Here is a 19,996-nt window from a genome sequence, read left to right as displayed (position 1 = left end):
GGCCAATTTATCATCGTTTGTCAGCCGCTGGCGAAAGCGCGATAGTGGCGGCTCTTCAAGGAGGAGCAATGGTCACGCGGCGCAAGTTCACGATTCGGGTGTGCGGGGGCGGATTAGCTGCTGTTGCGGCTCGGGCGAAAGGCGTGCGGGCGGCTGCGCTCGCGATGCTGCTGGGTGCGTTGTGCGGCGCGCCGGGTATAAGCCACGCGCGCGGCGCGACGGACAAGCCCGGCGAGCCGCTGCGGCATGCGGTAGACGAAGCGATCGGCGCGATGATGCGCCGCGACCAGATTCCCGGCGTGGCGGTCGGCGTGATCGTGGATGGCAAGCCGATGGTGTTCAACTACGGTCTTGCGTCGCTCGAAACGCATCGGCCCGTTACGGGCGCCACGCTGTTCGAACTCGGCTCGGTGAGCAAGACCTTCACGGCGACGCTGACCGCGTGGGCGCAGGTGAACCATCAACTGTCGCTGGCCGACCCTGTCGATCAGCACTTGCCGGCGCTGCGCGGCAGTCCGTTTGGGCGCGTGAGCTTGCTGAATCTCGGCACGCATACGCCGGGTGGGTTGCCGCTGCAGGTGCCCGACGAGATCCACGACGATCAGCAACTGATCGCTTATTTCAAGGCTTGGCACCCGACCTATGCGCCGGGCACGACGCGTACCTATACGAACCCCGGCATCGGCACGCTGGGTCTGATCGCTGCGCAGAGCATGGGGCAGGATTTCACGGTGCTGATCGAGCAGCGGCTGTTTCCTGCGCTCGGCCTGAAGAACAGCTTTATCGACGTTCCGCTGGAGCGCGCCGCCGATTACGCGCAAGGCTATACGAAGAATGGCAAACCGATTCGTATGGCCGGCGGCGAGCTGGCGCCCGAAGCGTATGGCGTGAAGGCGACGGCGGCCGACATGTTGCGCTTTATCGAAGCCAACATGAACCAGCTCCAACTCGATGCGCCGCTACAGCGCGCGATCGTCGCGACGCACACCGGTTACTTCAAGGCCGGGCCGATGACGCAGGATCTGATCTGGGAACAGTATCCGTATCCGGTCGCGCTGAATACGCTGCTGGCCGGCAATGGGCCTTCGATGGCGAGCGACGCGACGCCGGTGACAGCCTTCGATCCGCCGCTGCCGCCGATGGATCAAGCGTGGATCAACAAGACCGGTTCGACCAACGGCTTCGGCACGTATGTGGCGTTTGTGCCGGCGAAGCGGATGGGCATCGTGATTCTGGCCAACCGCAATTTTCCGATCGCAGACCGGGTCGCGGCCGCCTACCGGATTCTGGGCGCGCTCGACGCCGCCGCGCAGTGAATGGGCGGCGCGGCGAGCCGCTCAATTGTGCTGCGCGATCCGGCATTCATGATCGAGCAGCCGCTCCGCGTTGCCGCTGCCGTTCTCGACGTTCAACCCGCTGTTGACGATCAGCCAGCCGTCCTTGTTCGTCTCGCCGGTGCCCGTCACGAGAATGGTCTGCTGCGCCATGGCAGCGGACCCCTGCTGATCGCGCGCGACCACTCTGAACGGATTGTTCTCGCCTTCCAGATCCGCCACCCGCATCACCCGGTAACGCTCCCCATCGAGCATGAGCCATTGCCATTTACCCAGCACATCGTCGCGATGCGGCGCGAGGATGCCGATCACGTCAGGCCGCATGCAGTCGATATGAATATGCAGCTGCGACTGCGAGCGTCGCGCCTTCGCATTGATCTCCAGCCCGAGCTGATTGTCCGGCATGGTCTTCTTCGCGCGCTGTTCGGTGAAGCGCCGCGCTGCCCACGCATCGACCCAGTAGTCCTGCGCGTCGGGTGCGAGAATCAGCGGCGACTCGATACCGGTGATGCGATCGGTCGGAATCAGCAGGTACTGCGTGTGGCCGAAGATGTCCTTCAGGATCGCGTAGTGTTTCGCGAGGTTCACGACCGTGCAATTGCCGGGCGTGCCGTTGGCCTTCTGCGACGGCACGCATTGGCCGTCGACGATTTCCCACAACGCATTCGGGTTGGTGGCGGGCAGTGACGAGCAGCCGGCAAGCGCCGCCGCGGCCAGCGAGACGGCCAGGGTTCTCCGCAGGAGATCGAGCATAAAGGTGAGGGTCGGTCAGATGGTAGGCGGCGCAAGTACGCCGAGCAGGTTTTCACAGGCGATGCCGATCGCCAGCAGGCGCCGGTCGCTGCCGACCGGTCCGTCCAGTTCGATGCCGACCGGCAGGCCGTCCGCGGTGAGCCCGGCGGGCAGCGACAGGCCGGGCAGGCCGGCACTGGCCGAAGGCTCCGTGTTGCGCAGATAGGCGGCCATCGTATCGAGCGCCGTGCCGTTTACCGACACCACCGACGAACCGTTGATCTCGTCGAGCGGCACGGCGGCGAGGCGCGTGGTGGGAAACAGCAGCGCATCGAGGCGCTGCGCGGCAAAGGCCGCCGCAAAGTATTGCTGCAGCCGCGGGCGCCACACGGTGAGGGCGTCGCGATAGTGCGGCGCGAACGGGTCAGCCAGCATGTGGCGGAAGATGTCGCACACATCCGGGCTCGCGATCGAAGCAGCCAGCTCCGCGACGGTTTGCACCGGCGCGTCGTTGGCAACCAGCCAGTCGCGCACGTCTTCGAGTACTTCATGAGCGACGATCGGCAGTGTCTGTTCGTTCAACGCCAGCAGATCGGGCAGGTCGAGTTCGACGAAGCTCACGCCGGCTGCCGCGAGACGGTGCTGCGCGGCGCGCGCGACGGCTTGCACAGTCGGCTCGAGGTCGGCCCACAGCGGCGCGGGCAGGCCGATGCGCAACTGGTTCAGCGCAACCGGCGGCAGTATCGGCTCGGCACTGATCACCGCATCGAGCAGCGCGACGTCGGCCACCGTGCGCGCCAGCGGGCCTACCGTATCGCGCGTATGGCAGAGCGGCAGCACGGTGTCCCGGTCGTGGTAGCGGCGCTCGCTGACGCCGTTGCCGACCGATGGGCGGAACCCGACCACACCGGTCAGCGCAGCCGGGATCCGGTTCGAACCGGAGGTGTCGGTGCCGAGCGCGACGGGCACGATGCGCGCGGCGACTGCCACCGCGCTGCCGCCCGACGAGCCGCCCGGAATCAGCCCCGGGTCGTACGGATTGCGCACCGGCCCGCAGTGCGCGGCGAGATTGGTGCTGGTGATGCCGCACGCCAGTTCGTGCATGTTCGCTTTACCGAGCACGATTGCGCCTGCGTCTAGCAGACGCTGCACCGAACGCGCATTGCGCTTCGGCGTGAAGTTCGCCAGTGCAGGTGTGCCGCCCGAGGTCGACAGGCCGATCGTATTGATGTTGTCTTTCACGACCACCGGCAAGCCGGCGAGCGGCAGCGCCGCGCGCTGGGCGGGTGTCAATGCGTCGATGCGCTGCGCGTGCGCCAGCGCGCCTTCCATGTCGAGGGCGACCAGCGCATTGAGGCTCGACAGCGCCGCGGCGCGGGCGAGCAAGGTCGCGACGTAATCGGTGGCGCGCAGCCGCCCGGCCTGGATGGCGGCTACGGCTTCGCTTGCGGTGAGCGCCAGTTGTTCGTCGACGGTCCATGCCATGCTGGGGTTCTCCGGGTCGAACCTGTGCGGCCGCACCCTTGCAGCCGCGGCGGCACACCTGGCCGGCATCGCATCAGCGCATGGGTGCGCCGCTTACTTTCTCATGAAGCGCAATGCGAGGCGCACGAGGCGCGGCATTGCAACGGGACGCAACAGTCTCGCATCGTAACCGCTCATGCGCCGTTCGTTTTCGGCGAGACACAGTTCGAACAGTTGTCGCGCGCTGAGCGCTGCGCCGATCGACGCGCTGTTGGCGGCGAGGAAGTTCGAATCGTGCACCACGCCGTTCTTGTCGATGCCCTGCGCGATGCCGATGCGGTCCAGCACCAGTTTGACCCAGATCGCGCCGACCCGCAGCGAGTGCCACGGCCGACGCCACCACGGCATGGTGCGCCGGTACCACGCCACCCAGTTGATGAAGAACAGGATATGACGTGCTTCTTCCTGGATCACCGGCTCGAAGGTTTCGACCAGCTCTTCGGGAAAGTAGCCCGACAGCTGCGCGGAACGGAACAGGCCGAACGCAAAGAAACTGTCGATGCATTCGCTGTACCCGGTGAACATCCACGCCCATTCGGGGTCGCGCGGCGCCGGATAGCTGGGCTCGGGCGCGAGTTCGATGCCGTATGCGGCGACGAGGCGCGACAGCACGTGCTTGTGGCGTGCTTCTTCGGCCGCGTCCATTTCGATCGCTTCGCGCAGCAGCGGGTCCGCGAGGGTGGCCGCGTAGGTCGACACGCGGATCCACGCGCGGCCTTCGGTCTGCACGGCGATGTCCCAGATCGGCAGCGAGGTGAGGCGCTTCAAGGCATCGGCGGGCAGCTGGGGCCAATCGATGACGGCGGGCTTGTATGGGTTGTGTGTCTCGAGCAGCATGCGGCAAAACATCTGCTTGTGAGCTTCGGAGCCGATCGGCGTGCGAGCGTGGCCGCGAAAGGTCCAGTTGCGCAGCGCATGGTCGCCGGCGGTGTCTGTCAAGGTGTCGGACATGGCAGAGTGTTGAAAGCGTCGAGCAAGTTGGCGCTTATTTTGTCACAATCTGCGGGTATGGCGCTTGCAAAGCCTTGCGGGGCTTGCGTGCGGAGGGTTGGCGCGGGCGCCGGGAGGCGCGTTCTTACAGGCCGAAAGCCGGCTTTATACGTGGTTCACTGATGATGGTCGATCCACAATTGCCCCCAACTGAAAGCATAGGCAAGCGCGTGTTCTTCGTCGAAGAAGTAGTCGAGCGCGTCGAACGAATAGGCCCGGCCGGTCTGCGCGGTGGTCTTCTCGATGGTCAGGTTGGCCGCGAACAGCCCGTTTGGCAGGCGCTGCGCGGCCGGGGCCACCTGGTAGCCCTTGTAGCGGATCAGTCGGGTCATGTGAGTCTTCTGCAATGCCAATGTGCTTGTCGGTCCGGCGCCTGAGGCCGCGTGGCGGCCGGTGTCCCCCGCGGCCAGGCCATGCGTCGTGCGGTCAGCGCATCGGGACTGAGTTCAGCGTACGCGTTGCCGCGCGGAGCGTGAACCAGTCATTTGTCACAAGCAAATCACCGTGGTCTGCGGCGGTTATTCGTTGCGACGCAAGCGAATGCGTTGGCTGCGTGAGGCGACTATCCGTCGTCGAACGGGGCGCGTCTGTGGTTTGGCACACGGTTTGGGCGAGCGTTCTGTGCGGGCGGCCGCATAGGCGCTATGCATCATGGCCGGGTGTCTGCCGCGAAGCGGTGTGGGGTTGGGCGAACTGGGGTGCCGTGCGGCGCAGGTAGGCAGGCATGGTTGAGCACGGTACAACGCGCTGCTGCGCAGCGTGTGCGCAGAGGGCGCGCAGATGCGGTGACAGAGGGTGATACGCGGCCGCCATATCGCTGCGGCCGCTGTTAGAGGGTGGGGCTATTCCGCGATTGCAAACAGCTTCGCTGCGCCAGCCTGCGCGGCACCGTCGGGCTGCGCAGCGTCGCGCTGCGCGCCGAACGCCAGCGCAAACGCGGCGGCCTGCTGGCCAACCAGTGCGAGCTGCTCGGCCACCTTCGGATCCGAACACCCATCCGGCCCATCGAAGCGCGTCTCGAGCGTGTTGATGCCGGCACCGAACGGCGTCGGCCAGCCGCGCAACGCGTGCACGATCGAGCGCAACGAACTCAGCACCGAACCGGCCGCCTGCCAGCCATAGGCCGTGACGATGCAGCCGGCAGCGCGGCCGTCGAGATACGGGCGCGTGTCGTCGCGCAGGTCTTCGAGCGTATCGAGCGCGTTCTTCACGAGGCCCGAGATGCCGCCGTGATAGCCGGGCGTGGCGATCACGACCGCGTCGGCGCGGCGCACTGCATCGATCAGTTCGACTTGCTCAACGGTACGCTGCGCGTTTTCCGGCGAGTAGTGCGGCAGACGATGCAGGAATTCGCCGCCGAACAGCCGGGTGCGCGCACCCGCGCGTTGCGCGCCCGCAAGCGCGAGGGCCAACGCGCGCTCGGTCGACGAAGCAGCGCGCGTGGTGCCGCCGATGCCGACCACGAACGGCCGGCGGGTTGAATCGGGACGGGTCAACTGGAAACTCCTTGCTTCGGTAGCGTTCAGCCCGGCAAAGCATGTCACCTGCACGGCGGCTGCCACGGTCCGGCTCAAAACGTCATCTTAGAGACCGATACGCACAACGCGAACCGACTTTTCGTTCTAACGATATACCGAACAACAGGTGTCTGCAGTCAGCCGGGCGCGGCGCCACGCGCTGTGCGGCACTGGCCGGGGGGCTGCACGCCGTCGGCTGGAGGTGGTGGGTGGAGCCCCCCGCGGGCTGCGCGGCCGCGGACGGGCTCACGCGCCCACGGCGTCGTTCGTTGCTACCGCTGCGCCGCCGGCAGGGCGCTGACGTCGCCGTCATCATCGTTATCGGGCAACGCCGGCATCGCCGCAGGAAGCGGATACGCGTGGCCTCTCCACGGTTCCAGTGCGTTCTCCCATCTGGCGATCACCGCCGAAGCGATGCTATTGCCGACCACATTGGTAGTCGTGCGCCCCATGTCGATGAACTGATCGATTGCGAGCAGCAGCACCACGCCTTCCACCGGCAGCCCGAATAGCGGCAGCGTCGCCGCGATCACCACGATGGCCGCGCGCGGTACGCCGGCCACGCCCTTGCTGGTCAGCATCATCACCAGCAGCATCCAGAACTGCTGGCCGAAGCTCAGGTGGATGTTGTACGCCTGCGCGATAAACAGCGCGGCAAACGCCTGGTACATCATCGAGCCGTCCAGATTGAACGAGTACGCGAGCGGCAGCACGAAGTTGCTGACGCGCGGCTTGACGCCGAAGCGCGTCAACTGCTCGATGGTTTTCGGATATGCGGCCTCGCTGCTCGCGGTGCTGAACGCGATCAGCATCGGCTCGCGAATCAGCTTCATCAGCGCGAACACCGGCTTGCCGAGCACGCCGTAGCCGGCAGCGAGCAGCACACACCACAACACCATCATGCTGAAATACACCGCGCCGATAAACTTGCCATAGGTGACAAGCATGCCGAGCCCCTGCACGGTGATCACCGCCGCCACCGCGCCGAACACGCCGAGCGGCGCAAACCACATCACGTAGCCGGTGATTTTCAGCATGATCGTGAAGAGCCCTTCGATCGATGCGAACAGTGCGGGCGGCAAGCTGTCTTTCAGCGCACCCATCGCAATGCCGAAGAACACCGAGAACACGAGGATCGGCAGGATCTCGTTGTTCGCCATCGCCTCGACGATGCTGGCCGGTACGATGTGCGTGATGAAGTTGTGCAGATTGAAAGCCGATGTGCTGACCCCAGCCGCACTGCCGGCTGCGGGCACCTGCAGGTTCATCGTGTGGCCGAGATCGAACAGGTTCGCGAACAGCATGCCGATCAGCAGCGACACCAGCGATGCGCAGAAAAACCAGCCGAGCGCCTTTAGCCCGGCGCGGCCCACCACCTTCGCATCGCCCATCGATGCGAGCCCGGCCACGAGGCCGCTGAACACCAGCGGCGCGATCACCATCCTGATCAGCCGCAGAAAGATGTCGGTGATCAGCGAGAAGTTGCCGGCGAGCGCTTTTGCCGCGGCGGGCGACCCGGCGCCCTGATGGCACACGTAGCCCGCGGCAATGCCGGCCACCATGCCGACGACGATGGCCAGCCCCAGTCTGTTCCGTTTCACGCGGTTCTCCTATGTGTTGTTGCGTGCGTAGCGAGTTGGCGATTGCCTTACAGATGCACTACGGCGGATCGGCCGCGCCGTCCCCGCGTCGTCCCGGCATCGTCCCGGCATCGTCCCCGGATGGTTCCGTATCTTCTGCGAACAAAATTCCGTGCGCCGCGCCTGCACGTCAGGTGCGGCGGCGTGCTGCATCAAGCCTTCGATACTTCGATCGCGAACGGCTGCGCGTGCCCAGGCAGCGGCTCGAAGCCCAACGCGTAGCGTACGCAGCGCTGTGCGAGATTGGCAGATGTGTCGAGCACGGGCCGTGCGAGTTCGGTCGCGCCGAGTACCAGCGGCACCTCGGTACAGCCCGCGATGATCACGTCGGCGCCCGCGTCGATCAATGCGTTGCCGAAGCCGCGCATCGCGGCGCGCGCCGCGTTCGACTGATCGCCGAGCTTGATCCGGTATAGCAGTGCCATGAAGCGCTGCTGGTCGGCAGGCGACAGCGTAACCACGCTCGGGACACGCGCTGCGTGGTTGTCTTCAAAGGCTTCTTCGAGGTTGGCTTCGAAGTTGTCTTCGAAGTTGTCTTGATAGAGCCGCGCGGCGATGCAGCCGCTGGTTGCCAGCAGCCCGTAGCGCCGTGCGGCAGGCCAGTTGCGACGGCACGCCGCGCCGGCCTCGGCGACGATACTGACGAACGGCACGCCGAGCCCGGCGCGGATTTCCGCTTCGAATGCGTGTGCGGTATTGCACGGCATCACCAGAAAATCGACCCCCGCGCGTTCGAGCGCGGCCGCCATCGCGGCGAGCACCGGCCCGGGCGACGGGCCGCGGCCGGCAATCGCATCGCTGCGGTCCGGCACCTTGGGGTTCGAATCGATCTGCACGCGTAGATGGTCCTGCTCGCGATCGACCGGTGTGGCGGTAACCAGCTTCGCCAGAAAATCGGCGGTGGCTTGTGGCCCCATGCCGCCGAGTACGCCTATAACGAGTCCATCCGGTTTTACATCGTGGCCCATGATGATTCGCGGTTGGTGGGAATCGTATGGCGTCGATAATAGTTTTCAACGCGGCACTCTGCCAATCCGCTTTTGCGTTTGCGGGCGTGGCAGCAACAAAACCGTCGCAAAACAGGTAGTAAAACGTGCCCGATGCATAGGCGAGCTGATCCGCCGGACACGGCACACGCCACGCAAAGCTGGCCGTTTTATGCAAAAATCCTGCCCTTCACCGCAAACCGTGAATAAAAACGAAAGGTTGCGGCATTACCCAAGACGTTCAGGAGCAGACATTGATTCAGCGCATCTCGCAGTTTTTCACCCAGGTTGTCCACCGTATTCTTCCCGATCCACTGATCTTCGCGATCTTCCTGACCATCGCCACCTTCGTGCTGGCTTTCGGTCTGACACCCAAGCCGCCACTCGAACTCGTCACGCTGTGGGGCGCGGGCTTCTGGAATCTGCTCGCGTTCTCGATGCAGATGGCGATGATTCTCGTCACCGGGCATGCATTGGCGAGTTCCGGTCCGGTCAAGCGGCTGCTGGTCGCGCTGGCGAACTCGGCGCGCACGCCCGCACAGGGCGTGATGCTGGTCGCGTTCGTCGGCGCGGTGGCCTGCGCGATCAACTGGGGCTTCGGCCTCGTGCTTGGCGCGATGCTGTCGCGCGAGGTCGCGCGGCGCGTGCGCGGCACCGACTACCGGCTGCTGGTGGCCAGCGCCTATATGGGCTTTCTGACGTGGCACGGCGGCCTGTCCGGTTCGGTGCCGCTGGTTGCGGCCACCAAGGGCAACCCGATGGAAAAGACGGTTGGCCTGATCCCGGTGTCGCACACCATCTTCACCGGCTATAACGCGTTCATCACGATCGGCCTGATCGTGATGCTGCCGATTCTCGCGCGCCTGATGATGCCGAAGCCCGAGGACGTCGTCGCGGTCGACCCGGCACTGCTCGAAGATCCGCCCAGCGTCGAGCGCCAGTTGCCGCCCAATGCGACGCTGGCCGAGCGCCTCGAAGAAAGCCGCGTGCTCGCGCTGCTGGTGGCGGTGGTGTGCTTCGGCTACCTGGTGGTGCGCACGATCCAGAAAGGCTTCGTGCTCGATATCGACACCGTGAACCTCGTGTTCCTCGCGGCCGGCATGGTGCTGCACAAGACGCCGATGGCGTATGCACGTGCGGTGGGCGTGGCGGCGCGCGGCGCGTCGGGCATCATGATCCAGTTTCCGTTTTATGCGGGCATCCAGGCGTTGATGGACCACTCGGGGCTGGCCGGTGTGATTACCAAATGGTTCGTCGATATCGCGAACGTGCACACCTTTCCGCTGCTCGCGTTCCTGAGTTCGGCGGTGATCAACTTCGCGGTGCCGAGCGGCGGCGGCCACTGGGTCGTGCAGGGGCCGTTCGTGATGCCGGCCGCGCAGGCACTGCACGCCGATCTCGGCAAATCGGCGATGGCGATTGCGTACGGCGAAGCGTGGACCAATATGGCGCAGCCGTTCTGGGCGCTGCCGGCGCTGGCCATTGCCGGGCTCGGCGTGCGCGACATCATGGGCTATTGCGTAACGGCGCTGCTGTTCTCAGGCGTCGTGTTCGTGGCGGGCATGTACCTGTTCTGACGCTTGCACAAACACATCGAGGGCAGGCGCGGGATCGCGCTGCCCTCGATACTGCGGCGTCGCGGCGCCGCACGCGTTGCTACCTGCCGCTGCTTACTGGCGCTTTTGCGCAAGCACTCGCGCCACATCCTCCTTCAGCAGATAGATCGATACCGCCAGCAGCACGACGTCCTTCATCAGGAACGGCACGTTGCCTGCCATCGCCGGAAAACCGCCCGCCGATGCTGCCCAGCCGCCGGGCATGAACGGAATGATCGTTACGGTGCCGACGAAGGTCGCGACCGAACCGAGCGCGCCCAGCACGCCGATGCGTTTGTTCCAGAAGCCGATGAAGATCAGCGTGCCGAACAGCCACTCGGATACGCCGAGAAACCAGCTCGCGCCGCGAATGCCGAACAACGGATACAGCCAGAAAATCAGCGGGCCGTGACTGATGTACGGAATCAGCACTTGCGCCTCGTACTCGAACCACTTTTGATAGCCGAAGAACGCGAAGATCAGCACCATCGATGCACGCACGATGTGATAGTCGAGGTCTTGCTTGAGGAGGCCCGAGCGGCCCAGGGTGTTGGTCAGAATGTCCATGGTCGTTCCTTGTGAGACGAAGCCCGTCGCGCAGCGCAATCCGCGGTACGGCTCGCGGGTTGGGCTGGGCGAACGGTGTTGTCTGTTTGCTGGTCGAGGGTGAGGGTTGCTGATTAGTGGCCGCGATACAGGTCGCCGAACTGTGGCTGAAGTACCGCGCCGGCACGCCTGTTCGCGGCACCGGTGCCGGCGCTGGCGCCGCCACGTGTACCGGCACCGGCATCGGAGCTGCCTGCGGTAGCGGGGCCATACGCAGTCGCCGCGGCGCCGTGCTCGACAGCCTTGTTCGCAACGTACGTGGCAGCAAGGTCGGGCGTGGCGTCCGGGTAGTGCGTCTTGCTGGTGTGGTATGTGCCGTTCTGTTCGGCTTCGATCAACTGCGCGCGCACTTGCGCACGGGTAAGTTCGGCCGCGTGCACGGCATGGCCGACGAACGGCGTAAGAGCGAGCGAAGCAACGATCAGAGCGCGGTTGAGACGTTTCATGATGGCCTACCTTTGAGAGAGTTTCCGTCTGCGACGGCATGGACTGAACTTTAGGTTTTCGCGCCTCGTGCGTGAATCGCGGCACGGCTCATCAAATTGCTCGATCGGCTCACGGCCCGCGTGCAGCCGGGGCGCGCGCTTACGAAGCGCGTGCATTGCGTTGTCATTTCAAGCTGGTATCGTTTGGCGCCGGCGCATCCTTATCCGGCCGCAAACGAAGCCGAAGCAACGTGTTATCTGACTTTTAATTGACTCTTTATTGACTCACGGTTGCTTCCCGTTGTGGCCTGGCTGCCCATTTGAGAGCGTGAGTTGAAAGCCGGCGTGGCTCATTCGACTTTCAGGAAGAAGCGGGGAAAAGACGGGAACAAGACGGGAAAAAGCGGGGCGGGTGCGGCCGCACACCACACGGCGCAAGCGCGGCGTACCATGCGAACCATACGGCTGCGACTGTAGCGGCGCGCCCGCTGCAGATAATCAGGAGACCATTGTGAACATCGATTTCCACTACGGCGTGATCTACGTGGTCGCGCGGCTCGGCGGGCTCGACGCGCAGGATGCGCGGACCGTCGCGCACGCGTGCCAGTACATCGACGACGCGACCACGCCCGGGCTGCTGCAGTTCGCCGGCGGCGAACTGTTCGATCGTTTCGCGTCGGCGCACAAGCTGTTCGACTACCACAACATGGATGACGATCTAAACCGTCTGGTCTGGACGCCGTTCCATTTTCTGCCCGCAGGCAAGGGCGATACGCTCGAACAGCGCGCCGTGTGCCGGCCCGATAGCGAGGTGGCGCGCGATCTGGTCAGGCACGCGCTGCAGCGCCGCAATACGGGCAACGCGCTGCATCGCCTTGGGGTGACGCTGCACACCTATGTCGATACGTGGGCGCATCAGGGCTTCGCCGGCATCGAATCCGACTACAACCGCGTCACGCATCTGGAAGCGGAAAACTGCACGCGCGCGCAGTGGCTCGCGCGCATCGTGCAATTGGCCGAGCATCTGGCCGACGATGTGGCGACGCGCGTGCTGACGCATACGCTGCCGCTCGGGCATGGTGCGGCGCTTTCGTACCCGGATCTGCCGTGGGTGAAGTGGCATTACGTGAACGGCAAGGACGAGCGCATCGAGCGAGAAAACCTGCCGCAATTCATCGAGGCTGCCGACATGGCCTGCCGCGTCGTGCGCGCCTTTTGCGCCGATACCGACGATTTCGTGAATCAGCCCGGGCTGCCCACCGACGCGAAAATCGCGTTGCATCAACTGCTGGAATCGAATCGCAGCATGGATGAGATGCAACGGTTGAACGTGATCTGCGACTCGGTTGCTGCGGGCGCGATTCCCGGCGTGAAGGCGCATGTTCCGGCCTATGTCGCGAAAGGCGAAGGCTCGTGGAAGCACCTCGCGACCGGTATTCGCGTAGCCGACGATGGCCGCCGCCAGCCGCAATGGACACCTGCGTTCGAAGACAGCGACTATCGCAAGTTTCACGATGCTGTCAAAGAACATCGTTTCGCGGTGGTGCAGGAAATTCTGCCGGCTCACGGCCTGCGGCTTGCGTGAACCGGCGCTACCCGCGCCGCTTCGGCGGCGGGGTGCCTACCGTCCGCCTACCGCTTCCTACTCCGCGAATGGCAGCTCGTTCTGGCCTTGCGCGCGCATGTTGAACACGTTCAGTGTCATCGCGACCAGCGTGTAGTAGCCGAGCAGCCCGACCAGATTGATCACGACCGTATGACCGAAGCGCTCGACCGCTTGCTGGTAAGTCGCGTCTGACACGCGCTTCGTTTCGTACAGTTCGGTGGCGAAGGCATGAATCAGCTGATCGTTGGCGTCCGTGAACACCGGCTGGCTGCCGGTGCGGATCGCTTCGGCGAGCTCGGCCGGCAGGCCTGCATCGAGCGCGATCGGGCAGTGGATGTGCCATTCGGCCTGGGCCTGCCAGCGCGCGGCGGTGACGAGAATCGCCAGTTCCGACAGACGCAGCGGCAAGCCGGTCTGATAACGGCAGAAGGCGCCCAGACGCTGCGCGTGCTGAGCAAATTCAGGGCTGAAGATCCAGCCGAGGAACGGGCCGTTCAGATTGCCGCGCGGGCCGCTGAGAATTTCGTCGAGCACGGCCCTCTGTTCGGTACTGGCGGTTTCGGCGTGGAAAACGGGGAGTCGGTCGTTCATGGTCGGGTTTTCTTCGGGGAGAAGGGCGCACGCGTCATGGCGCCACTGGCTCGTGGCGGCCAACGATCGGGCGCGAGGCGACCGCCTGCCGGGTTGGCAAAGCGACCGGCGCGCCGTCGATCGCATCGGCCAGCCGTGCGACGATCGTGTCGTCAGTTGTGCGGCTTCGACAATTGCGCTGCGGTGTCGGCAGCGCCCATCCGTGCGGCAGCATCGGCGGCCGAATTGCCGCCCGCATCGCGCGCCTGCGGATTCGCGCCGCGCGCGATCAGCAGGTCGACGATATCGGTGCGGTTGAACATCGCGGCGACCATCAGCGCCGTGCGTCCATCGGGCGAGGCGCCTTCGACGTCCGCGCCGTGGTCGAGCAGGATCGCGATGATCGGCATGAAGCCTTTGAACGCAGCGCCGGCGATCGGCGTCTGGCCGTTGTTGTTGCGGATGTCCGGATCTGCGCCGCGCTCGAGCAGTGTGCGCACCGCATCTTCATGGCCGTAGTAGCTCGCGAGCATCACGAGCGTGTCACCCTTGTCGTTGCGCAGATTCGGCGGCACGCCTTTGTCGATCACGGCGGCGAGCATCGATGCATCGCCGCGCCGCGCGAGTTCGAACACCTCGTGCGCCAGTTCGATCAACTGCGGATCCATCGGTTCGTCGGGCTGTTGCGATGGCGGGGAATTCGGGCTGTCGGTCATAACGGTTCCTCGGAGTGGGGCGCCGCACGTCGGCGTGCGGCCGGCCGCGATGGCCTCTGCCGCGCGCGGTTTGCACCAGCGTCGCGGCGCGCATCCGCCAAGGATAGCGCGGATCGGTTGACGTCGCGCGATGAGGCGAGGCTAAATGCGGGTTCATGCCGAAGGAGTCGCTGTGATGATGCTTGCGCGATGCGATGCTCTAGCGAGAAAGGCTGTGACGTGCGCGAGCACGAGGTTGCGCGGCGCCGTGCGTGGCAGTTTTACGGCGCTGGCCCTGGCGTTTGCATGCGTATCTGGAGGCGCGCTCGCGTTGATCTCGAGCTCGACTCCGGCCGCTGCCGCGCCGTCGCAATCGATCGCGCTGCTGAACTGCGCGTTGCTCGACGACAACGCCGAGTACAACGATGCCGAGCTCACCCGCGCGCAGCTGGCGCGCGCCGCGATGATCAGCGATACGTTGCGCGCGCAACTGCGCGAACGCGCGCTGTATCGCGTTGCCGACAATGCGCCGGCGCACGCGCTGATTGCCGGCTTCGAGGCTTCGCAGAATCTGCACGCGTGCAACGGCTGCGAGCGCGAAATCGGTCGCCAACTGGGCGTCGATAAGGTCGGCGTGTGCTGGGTGCAGAAGATCAGCAATCTGATCATCAATATCAATCTGCGAATCGAAGCCGTGAAGTCCGGGCAGATTGTGTTTCAACGTTCGGTCGATATCCGCGGCAATACCGATATCGCGTGGCAGCGCGGCGCGACGGCGCTGGTCGATCTGCTCGCGGCGGGGAGCGGCGCGCCTTAGCGTGCAAGAGTGCGGCACACCAGTATCGCGGCAGTTGAATGACGCCAGCTACGCCCCGCGGCGCGCTGCGGCATTTGCAAACATCTGGCGCAACTGCGCACGCTCGTCATCGGTCAACTGCGCCGCTTGCGGCGGCATCGCGAGCGTCACGTGCAGCCTTAGCTCGCCCTGCGTGCCCGCTGCATCGGAGAGCCCATGAGCGGGCAGCCTGATCACGCTGCCTTGTGCGCAATGCGGCGGTACGTCGATCAGCAGATCGCGGCCGAGTACGTGAGCGGCGAACGGACCGCCAAGGGTCGCGGTGACGAAATCGATCTGCAGCGAACCGCTCAGATGCAAACCGTCGCGCTGAAAATCGGCACCGCACACGATCACAACGGACAGAATCGCATCGCCGGCAACGCCTCCATGCGTTCCGGGGTAACCGCCGCCGGCGATGCCGAGCCGCTGGCCGTCCCATGCGCCGCGCGGCACCGCGACAGTGTCGGTGTGCCAGTAGCTCTCGATGCCATTGCCTTGACATGCAGTACAGCGGATGCGGCTCGTGCGCCCGCTGCCTGCACAGGTTGCGCAGCGCGTGTCGTCCGCTGCACGGCCTTGTCCGTCACAAGCCTCGCAATGCCCAGCCTGCCAGCGCGCGCTTGCGCCGCCGCATAGACGGCACGCAACAGTTATCTGGTAACTGCTCGGCACGTTGCCGCCGTTCAGCGCGGCTTCGAGTGGCACGTACAGCTTGTCGTGCCGGTTCGCGCCGCGTGTCGGGATGCGGCGCTCGCCGTCTTCGTACGCGCGCCAGCGGCCTGCGGCTGCCCATGCTTTAGCCGTATGCGCTTCGCGCGGCTGGGCTTGTGCATGGTGCTGCGATTGAGCATGTGTTTGCCGCGTCGTCGCGGGCCGGGCATGGCCTCGCGCAGCGGCCGCTGCTGCCGCTGCGTCTGGCGCTGCGGCGCGCGCGCCCGTGAGGATTTCGAATGCTTCCTGGATACGCTTGAAGACCGGTTCGACGCTCGCCTCCCGGCCCTTGTTGAGATCGGGATGATATTTCGCCCTCAGGCGGCGATAGGCGCGCTTGATCTCGTCGGGCGATGCGGTTTCAGGTAGTTCGAGCCGCTTGTAATATTCACCGATGCTCACGCATTGTTTCCATCGTTTTTTCAAGCCGCCAGTCTATCAAGCCATGCGCGCGATGGTAGGGGCGGCGGTGGCTCTTCAGGACCTGCGAGTTTGCGTGAAGCGTCGTCAGGCGCCGTGCGCCGATCTGCGATGCGGTGGGGAACCTGGCCGTGCGCGCGGTTTCTCACCGCTAGTCCGGCGCATCATGCACATCGTGTTCGACATCCTGAAAGGAGGCTTGCAATGACGCAACAACCACTCGCAGCAAAGCGCGCGCTCATCACCGGCGGCAGCAGAGGCATCGGCCGCGCGATCGCGCTGGCCTACGCGAAACTCGGCGTGCAGGTCGCGCTCACTTACCGCGAGAGCGAAACAACAGCGCGCGAAACGGTCGCACAGATCGAAGCGGACGGCGGCCGCGCAGTCGCGCTTCAGGCTGACCTGCGCGACGCAGCGAGTATCGCGCGGATGATCGACGCGGCGCGCAGCGCGCTCGGCCAGATTGACATCCTTGTCAACAATGCCGGTGTCGCGACACCCAGGCCGTGGCAGCAGCTCGACATCGACGACTGGAACGCGACGCTAGGCACTAACCTGACTTCAGCGTTTCTCGTCACGCAGGCGCTCGCGCCGGACATGGTGACGCGCGGCTGGGGGCGGCTGATCATGGTGTCGTCGGTTGCGGCGCAGCTGGGCGGTGTGGTCGGGCCGCACTACGCGGCTTCGAAGGCCGGCATGATCGGGCTCGCGCATGGCTATGCGATGCTGCTCGCCAAAACGGGCGTGACGTCGAACACGATCGCCCCCGCGTTGATCGAGACTGACATGATCGCCGGCAATCCGAACATTAAACGCGACGTGATTCCCGTGGGCCGCTTCGGCACCGCGGACGAAGTGGCGCAAGTGGCCGTGCTGCTCGCGAACAACGGCTATATGAACGGGCAGACCATCAACGTGAACGGCGGGTGGTACATGAGCAGCTGAACCGCAATCGCGCCATCGAGCCGCTGCCTGAATGAGCTCATCAGCGAACTCATCAGGTTTGCTCATCAAGGTTAACACCTACCCACACCGCAGTTGACACCGTCGTCTCACGTCACTACGCTCAATGTACATTGGATGCATTGAACGTTTTGTGGGCCAGGCAACTGCGAACGTGGCGCTCCACGCCCGCTTGTCTCCTTGCCTCCTCGCATCCGACGCAGCAGCAGTCAAAAAAAGGAGACATCCATGCAGATGGAGACACGCACACGCTGGACGCTGGTGTGGCTGCTGTTCGTCGGTGGGGCGATCAGTTATCTGGATCGCGCGGCGCTGTCGATTACCGCGCCGTTGATCGTAAAGGAATTGCATCTGGATCCGGCGCAACTGGGCATCGTGTTCAGCAGCTTCTTCGTCGGCTATGCGCTGTTCTGTTTCGTCGGCGGTTATTGCGCGGACCGTTTTGGCCCAAGGCGGGTGCTGACCGTATCGATGCTGGTGTGGTCGCTGTTTTGCGGTTTGACTGCGACAACCGTCGGCATTGCGAGCCTGCTGGTGGTGCGCGTGATCTTCGGCATGGGCGAGGGGCCGTTCTGCGCCAACATCAACAAGCTCGTGTCGAACTGGTTCCCGCGCCGGCAGCAGGCAAGCGCGATCGGTATTGCGAACTCCGGGCAGTCGCTCGGCGCGGCGCTGGCGGGGCCGGTGGTGGGTTTCATTGCGCTCGGCGCGGGCTGGCGCCTGTCGTTCGTGATCATCTCGGCAGTCGGCGTGTTGTGGGTGGTCGCATGGCTGATGCTCGCGAGGGATAAGCCCACCGTAGCGCCCGACACTGACGGCGCTACCGATGCACGCGGCGCGCACGGCGGTGCACAAGCGGTGCCATCGGCGATCGCTGCGATCGCAGCAGCGGACACACGCGTCAACACACCCGCAGCGCCGCTGCGCGACTATCTGCTGCGCCCCGCGATTCTTGCGACCGCGTTTGCGTTCTTCGGCTACGCGTACATCCTGTACTTTTTCCTGTCGTGGTTTCCGACCTATCTGACTACCGCGCATCACCTGAGCATCCAGAAGATGGCGATAGTCAGCGTGATTCCGTGGGCGGTCGGCGCGACCGGGCTTGTAATCGGCGGCCTCGTGTGCGACTGGCTGTTCCGCAAGACAGGGCGCGCGATCTTCGCGCGCAAGGTGGTGCTGATCGGCAGCCTCGGCGCCGGCGCCGTATACATCGCGCTAACCGGCACGGTGACGGACCTGACCAGCGCGGTGACGCTGATGGCGATCGGCGTGTTCTTTATGTACGCGTCGTACAACACGTACTTTGCGATCGTGCTCGACACAGTTGAGAAAGATCGGGTCGGCGCGATCGGCGGCTTCGTGCATTTCATCGCGAATCTGGCAGGCATCGTCGCACCGGCGCTGACCGGATTTCTGGTGCAGTGGTCCGGCAACTTCAGAAGCGCGTTCCTGCTGACCGGTGCGATCGCGCTGGCCGGTGCGCTGCTGGTGGCGCTGTGCGTGCATGCGCCGAAGCGCCAGTTGCAGTTCGAGCCGGGCATCGCATGAATTCGATGCGGGCTTGCACACGTCACATCAGCGATCGAACAGCCCATCCAACCACAAGCCGACCACGATGACCCATTTCGCCACCATCGAAGAACTGCGCGTGCATGCAAAGCGCCGCGTGCCGAAGATGTTCTACGACTACGTCGATGCGGGCTCGTGGAGCGAGTCGACTTACCGTGCCAATTCCGACGATTTCGCGCAGCTCAAATTCCGCCAGCGCGTGGCCGTCGATTTCAGCCGCCGCAACCTGGCGACGACGATGATCGGGCAGCCCGTGTCGATGCCGGTCGCACTCGCGCCTACCGGCATTGCCGGCATGCAGCATGCGGACGGCGAGATTCTCGCGGCGCGCGCGGCGGCGCGCTTCGGCGTGCCGTTCACGCTGTCGACGGTCAGCGTCTGCTCGATCGAAGACGTCGCGGCGCACACGCAGCAGCCGTTCTGGTTTCAGCTGTACATGATGAAAGACCGCGTGTTTATCGCAGACCTGATTCGCCGTGCGCATCAAGCCGGCTGCTCGGCACTGGTGCTGACGCTCGACCTGCAGATTCAGGGGCAGCGTCACAAGGATCTGCGCAACGGCCTGTCGACGCCGCCGAAGCTGACGCTGCGCAATCTCGCGCATCTGGCGCGCTACCCGGCATGGTGCGCCGGCATGCTGCGCACTTCGCGGCGCACGTTCGGCAATATCGTCGGCCATGCGCCTGGCGTGAACGGCATCGCGTCGATGGCCGAGTGGGCGAAGAACCAGTTCGACCCGACGCTGACGTGGAAAGATATCGAGTGGGTGCGCAAGCACTGGGGCGGCAAGCTGATCCTGAAGGGCATTCTCGATCCGGAAGATGCGCGCATCGCCTCGCGCTGCGGCGTCGATGCGCTGATCGTGTCGAACCATGGCGGGCGCCAGCTGGATGGCGCGCCGTCGACGATCTCGATGCTGCCGCGCATTGCCGAAGCGGTGCAAGGCGACATCGAGCTGCATATGGATAGTGGCATTCGCAGCGGCCAGGATGTGCTGAAAGCGCTTGCGTGCGGTGCGCATGCGGTCTACATCGGCCGCGCGTTTCTGTACGGGCTGGGAGCGGCCGGCGAGGCGGGCGTCACGCGTGCGCTCGAAATCATCCGCAGCGAACTGGACATGACGATGGCGTTATGCGGTATCACCGACGTACGCAACGTCGATGGCCGTGCGCTAGTCGACGGCGGTTTTCGCGCGGCCGTGCGAGATGCAGCGGTGCAGGCAGCCGTGCATGCGGCAGCCTGAGCGCGGATTGATTTGCAGATTCAGATTCTCAA

The 19,996-nt window shown here is 64.8% G+C and carries 20 protein-coding genes; 8 read left to right on the top strand and 12 right to left on the bottom strand.

Going from position 1 to position 19,996, the window contains the following annotated elements:
• The first annotated feature begins 164 nt into the window (after positions 1-164).
• Positions 165-1,316: a class C beta-lactamase gene (ampC, locus tag ACYVNQ_RS15865; RefSeq protein ID WP_460903602.1), complete on the top strand. Its 1,152-nt coding sequence runs from the start codon at positions 165-167 to the stop codon at positions 1,314-1,316.
• A 21-nt stretch (positions 1,317-1,337) separates the two neighbouring features.
• On the opposite strand, the gene ACYVNQ_RS15860 is transcribed toward ampC, so the two are convergent.
• The 7 genes from ACYVNQ_RS15860 to cuyB form a co-directional block, all read right to left on the bottom strand.
• Entirely contained in the window at positions 1,338-2,087 is a 750-nt protein-coding gene (locus tag ACYVNQ_RS15860; RefSeq protein WP_460903449.1) for a CDP-diacylglycerol diphosphatase, read from the bottom strand.
• Between the two features lie 15 nt (positions 2,088-2,102).
• A complete protein-coding gene (iaaH, locus tag ACYVNQ_RS15855) occupies positions 2,103-3,551 on the bottom strand; it encodes an indoleacetamide hydrolase (RefSeq protein WP_460903448.1) in 1,449 nt (482 codons plus the stop codon).
• Positions 3,552-3,644: 93 nt separating this feature from the next.
• Positions 3,645-4,541, bottom strand: a complete 897-nt coding sequence (locus tag ACYVNQ_RS15850; RefSeq protein WP_460903447.1) for a ferritin-like domain-containing protein — start codon at positions 4,539-4,541, stop codon at positions 3,645-3,647.
• Positions 4,542-4,696: 155 nt separating this feature from the next.
• Positions 4,697-4,912, bottom strand: coding sequence for a transcriptional regulator (locus ACYVNQ_RS15845; RefSeq protein WP_460903446.1), 216 nt, complete (start codon positions 4,910-4,912; stop codon positions 4,697-4,699).
• A 510-nt stretch (positions 4,913-5,422) separates the two neighbouring features.
• The gene (locus ACYVNQ_RS15840; protein WP_460903445.1) at positions 5,423-6,076 is read right to left on the bottom strand and encodes an NADPH-dependent FMN reductase; all 654 of its coding nucleotides are present in this window, start codon (positions 6,074-6,076) and stop codon (positions 5,423-5,425) included.
• Positions 6,077-6,369: 293 nt separating this feature from the next.
• Complete coding sequence (locus tag ACYVNQ_RS15835) at positions 6,370-7,698, bottom strand: dicarboxylate/amino acid:cation symporter (protein WP_460903444.1); 1,329 nt, start codon at positions 7,696-7,698, stop codon at positions 6,370-6,372.
• 191 nt (positions 7,699-7,889) lie between these two features.
• A complete protein-coding gene (gene cuyB / locus ACYVNQ_RS15830; protein WP_460903443.1) occupies positions 7,890-8,705 on the bottom strand; it encodes a cysteate racemase in 816 nt (271 codons plus the stop codon).
• A 272-nt stretch (positions 8,706-8,977) separates the two neighbouring features.
• On the opposite strand from cuyB, the gene ACYVNQ_RS15825 reads away from it, so the two are divergent.
• Positions 8,978-10,300 (top strand): TIGR00366 family protein, encoded by a 1,323-nt coding sequence (locus tag ACYVNQ_RS15825; protein WP_460903442.1) that lies wholly within the window; start codon positions 8,978-8,980, stop codon positions 10,298-10,300.
• Between the two features lie 93 nt (positions 10,301-10,393).
• Here the strand turns inward: ACYVNQ_RS15825 and ACYVNQ_RS15820 are convergent, their stop codons facing one another.
• A complete protein-coding gene (locus tag ACYVNQ_RS15820; protein WP_460903441.1) occupies positions 10,394-10,885 on the bottom strand; it encodes a YkgB family protein in 492 nt (163 codons plus the stop codon).
• Positions 10,886-10,998: 113 nt separating this feature from the next.
• The gene (locus ACYVNQ_RS15815; RefSeq protein ID WP_460903440.1) at positions 10,999-11,370 is read right to left on the bottom strand and encodes a DUF4148 domain-containing protein; all 372 of its coding nucleotides are present in this window, start codon (positions 11,368-11,370) and stop codon (positions 10,999-11,001) included.
• 120 nt (positions 11,371-11,490) lie between these two features.
• Between ACYVNQ_RS15815 and ACYVNQ_RS15810 the strand changes: the two genes are divergently transcribed.
• Positions 11,491-11,622, top strand: a complete 132-nt coding sequence (locus ACYVNQ_RS15810) for an alpha/beta hydrolase fold domain-containing protein (protein WP_460903601.1) — start codon at positions 11,491-11,493, stop codon at positions 11,620-11,622.
• 238 nt (positions 11,623-11,860) lie between these two features.
• On the top strand, positions 11,861-12,934 hold the full coding sequence (locus ACYVNQ_RS15805; RefSeq protein WP_460903439.1) for a DUF6765 family protein: 1,074 nt from the start codon (positions 11,861-11,863) through the stop codon (positions 12,932-12,934).
• Between the two features lie 57 nt (positions 12,935-12,991).
• Here the strand turns inward: ACYVNQ_RS15805 and ACYVNQ_RS15800 are convergent, their stop codons facing one another.
• Together ACYVNQ_RS15800 and ACYVNQ_RS15795 are read right to left on the bottom strand one after the other, a co-directional pair.
• Complete coding sequence (locus ACYVNQ_RS15800) at positions 12,992-13,546, bottom strand: carboxymuconolactone decarboxylase family protein (RefSeq protein ID WP_460903438.1); 555 nt, start codon at positions 13,544-13,546, stop codon at positions 12,992-12,994.
• Positions 13,547-13,698: 152 nt separating this feature from the next.
• Complete coding sequence (locus tag ACYVNQ_RS15795) at positions 13,699-14,241, bottom strand: ankyrin repeat domain-containing protein (protein WP_460903437.1); 543 nt, start codon at positions 14,239-14,241, stop codon at positions 13,699-13,701.
• A 247-nt stretch (positions 14,242-14,488) separates the two neighbouring features.
• Here ACYVNQ_RS15795 and ACYVNQ_RS15790 point away from each other — a divergent pair, with 247 nt between their 5' ends.
• Positions 14,489-15,037: a DUF3280 domain-containing protein gene (locus ACYVNQ_RS15790; protein WP_460903436.1), complete on the top strand. Its 549-nt coding sequence runs from the start codon at positions 14,489-14,491 to the stop codon at positions 15,035-15,037.
• Between the two features lie 48 nt (positions 15,038-15,085).
• Here ACYVNQ_RS15790 and ACYVNQ_RS15785 read toward each other — a convergent pair whose 3' ends face one another.
• Entirely contained in the window at positions 15,086-16,171 is a 1,086-nt protein-coding gene (locus ACYVNQ_RS15785) for a DnaJ C-terminal domain-containing protein (protein WP_460903435.1), read from the bottom strand.
• A 222-nt stretch (positions 16,172-16,393) separates the two neighbouring features.
• Between ACYVNQ_RS15785 and ACYVNQ_RS15780 the strand changes: the two genes are divergently transcribed.
• The 3 genes from ACYVNQ_RS15780 to ACYVNQ_RS15770 all read left to right on the top strand — a co-directional run bounded on the left by ACYVNQ_RS15780 (position 16,394) and on the right by ACYVNQ_RS15770 (position 19,964).
• A complete protein-coding gene (locus ACYVNQ_RS15780; protein ID WP_460903434.1) occupies positions 16,394-17,134 on the top strand; it encodes an SDR family NAD(P)-dependent oxidoreductase in 741 nt (246 codons plus the stop codon).
• A 252-nt stretch (positions 17,135-17,386) separates the two neighbouring features.
• Positions 17,387-18,700, top strand: a complete 1,314-nt coding sequence (locus ACYVNQ_RS15775) for an MFS transporter (protein WP_460903600.1) — start codon at positions 17,387-17,389, stop codon at positions 18,698-18,700.
• Between the two features lie 67 nt (positions 18,701-18,767).
• Complete coding sequence (locus ACYVNQ_RS15770; protein ID WP_460903433.1) at positions 18,768-19,964, top strand: alpha-hydroxy acid oxidase; 1,197 nt, start codon at positions 18,768-18,770, stop codon at positions 19,962-19,964.
• Positions 19,965-19,996 lie beyond the last annotated feature (32 nt).

The organism is Paraburkholderia jirisanensis (assembly GCF_054782355.1).
Note: the sequence above shows the minus strand (reverse complement) of the source record. Positions and strands in the feature narration are given on the sequence as shown.